The sequence below is a fragment of the Vibrio sp. Vb1554 genome (assembly GCF_033344235.1).
Map to the genome: position 1 here is coordinate 1 of NZ_JAWPOJ010000192.1, position 1,415 is coordinate 1,415.

2 protein-coding genes and 1 pseudogene are annotated in these 1,415 nt (G+C 41.6%); 2 read left to right on the plus strand and 1 reads right to left on the minus strand.

The annotated features are described in order from the left end of the window. A pseudogene (locus R8N28_RS24850) lies at positions 1-150 on the plus strand (TVP38/TMEM64 family protein); the annotation flags it as partial. After that, positions 150-470 (plus strand): putative signal transducing protein, encoded by a 321-nt coding sequence (locus R8N28_RS24855; RefSeq protein WP_318183621.1) that lies wholly within the window; start codon positions 150-152, stop codon positions 468-470. The pseudogene R8N28_RS24850 and the gene R8N28_RS24855, both read left to right, overlap by 1 nt. Before the next feature lie 41 nt (positions 471-511). Here R8N28_RS24855 and R8N28_RS24860 read toward each other — a convergent pair whose 3' ends face one another. After that, positions 512-1,315 (minus strand): alpha/beta fold hydrolase, encoded by an 804-nt coding sequence (locus tag R8N28_RS24860; protein ID WP_270944098.1) that lies wholly within the window; start codon positions 1,313-1,315, stop codon positions 512-514. Positions 1,316-1,415 lie beyond the last annotated feature (100 nt).

Consider the following 1,415-nt stretch of genomic DNA (forward strand, 5'->3'; position numbering starts at 1 on the left):
ACTCAGTTAGCAACCATTGATAGCCTTTCTGGTATCGTATCCCCGACTGTATTAGCATCTTTTGCTTTGCTGGGGCTGTTTCCAATACTCGTAAAATGGGTTATGAATAAGGTCAGGCCAACCCCTACTCAGCCAAATGGCAGTATTTGATGAAAATCTTTATCGCGAAAAATCCAGCAGAAGCGCACATCGTATGTGAACTATTAAAAACTGAAGATATATGCTGTGAGGTGCGTGGAGAAGGACTTTTTGGTCTGAAAGGTGAGCTTCCTTTTGGCGATGATACTGATCCTTATGTTTGGCTATTAGATCCAGAACAACAATTGAAAGCTCACTCAATTATTGAAGCATTTAGGCAGCAGTCACAAAGCAACATATATGAAGACTGGCAATGTCCTCATTGCCTTGAACACAACGAAGGACAGTTTGGTGCGTGTTGGCAATGTGGATATCAAATTGGGGAGCAATGATCGTTCCCCTATTCTCTCATTTCAGGTGTCTATATTGATGGCTAGGCGACGATACTTTGTTGCTTTATAAATTCGATAGAGTGTTGGTTAAAATCTTCAGGACGCTCTACATTGCAGACATGACCGCAGTTTGGAATTTCATGCAAGATACTGAGCTTATGCGCTGCAACCATCTCTTTCACCGGTTGGATGAACATATAGTCTCTATCACCCATCAAATACAATGTCGGTATGGGTAACTCTCTGTCTTTGAAGTACTTCATCAATGGGTTTACATCCGCGGCAAGAATAAACCAGCGTTTAAACTCTTTTTGGCACAGCTTCTTTGCTTCTCGAATAAACAAATGCCTTGATTCACGCTGACTTCGTTGCGGCATCACAATGTAAGCAAACAGCTTATACAACCACATATAAGGCAAGATATGTTTACAGAAGTTACCCAACTTAACCAAAATCTGCGAACGCGTATTCAAGCGTGTCACCGCACCGCCTAAAACCATCGAACGAACTCTTTCAGAAGACAACTCCGCTAAATTTCGAACAATGATCGTACCCAACGACATGCCAACAAAGTGCGCCGACTGGATTTTTAGGTGATCCAGCACTTTTAATATATCTTGCGTCACTTCCGTGAAGGTGTAACGACTAGTTATCAACTCTTTCAAAAGCTGATTGGATTTTCCATGTCCTCGTAAGTCGATCAGCAACAAATTAAAGTGCTGCTTATATGCTTTAATTTGTTTAAACCATATCGAAGAACTGCCACCAGCACCATGCACGAAAACAACCCACTCATTACTAGTAGGATGCAGATAGGTTTTGTGAAAAAGCAGTGGCTGAGTCATGAGTCAGTATAAGTAAGATTCTTTGTGATAGAGAGTGACAGAATCCTATCACACTCCGTAAAACCAAGGTAATAAAGGCACCTCAATAGGTGCCTTTGGT